The organism is Cupriavidus sp. 01L46 (assembly GCF_056399905.1).
Genome location: NZ_JBFTSF010000658.1, coordinates 1 through 813 on the forward strand (window position 1 = coordinate 1; position 813 = coordinate 813).

1 protein-coding gene is annotated in these 813 nt (G+C 61.6%); it reads left to right on the top strand.

What is annotated here, in order from left to right; all coding sequences use genetic code 11:
- The coding region (locus AC1DS3_RS39160; RefSeq protein ID WP_477129433.1) for an efflux RND transporter permease subunit at positions 1–545 on the top strand (545 nt) is incomplete at its 5' end.
- Positions 546–813: the final 268 nt, after the last annotated feature.

Consider the following 813-nt stretch of genomic DNA (forward strand, 5'->3'; position numbering starts at 1 on the left):
CTGGTGATCTTCCTGCTCTGGTGATCTTCCTGCTGCTGTTCAATGCCTTCAAGTCGTTCAAGAGCGCGACCCTGATCATCTCGAACATTCCGTTCGCGCTGATCGGCGGCGTGTTTGCGCTGTTCATCACCGGCATTCCGCTGTCGGTGTCGGCTGMGATCGGCTTTATCGCGCTGTTCGGCCAGGCCGTGCTCAATGGCGTGGTGATGGTGACCTACTTCAACCAGCTGCGCGACGAAGGCATGCCGGTGCGCCAGGCCGTCCTGACCGGCTCGATGGACCGCCTGCGCACGGTGCTGATGACCGCGCTGCTGGCCATGCTGGGCCTGTTCCCGATGGCCATCTCGCGCGCCATCGGCTCGGAGACGCAGCGCCCGCTGGCCATCGTCATCATTGGTGGCCTGATCACCGCCACCATGCTCACGCTGATCGTGCTGCCCACGTTGTATGAGTGGATGGTCGGCCGCAACTGGCCGGACGAAGAGAACGGCAATGGCAATGGCAATGGCAAGGAGAACCGCTTGTCGGATTCGCTGCCGGCCTGATCTTCCGGTTGCAGACAGAGCCGGAGCTGCGTTGTCGTGAGGGGAAAGGGTGAGACAGCCGTCGTCATGGCGCGCGGCTCAGGCCTGTTCAGCGGCTTCGGCTAATGCCTCAGGTTTGCTCCCCTCTCCCACGTGTGCTCAGGATTACCCACAAATCATCGACATGACTTCATTCGTTCTGGCGGAAGATGCGATACATCTTGATGCTCTCGTGCAGGATGAAGAAGCCGCGCCAGAGCACAGTGGGCCCTGGCGGGCGGTCGTGCTT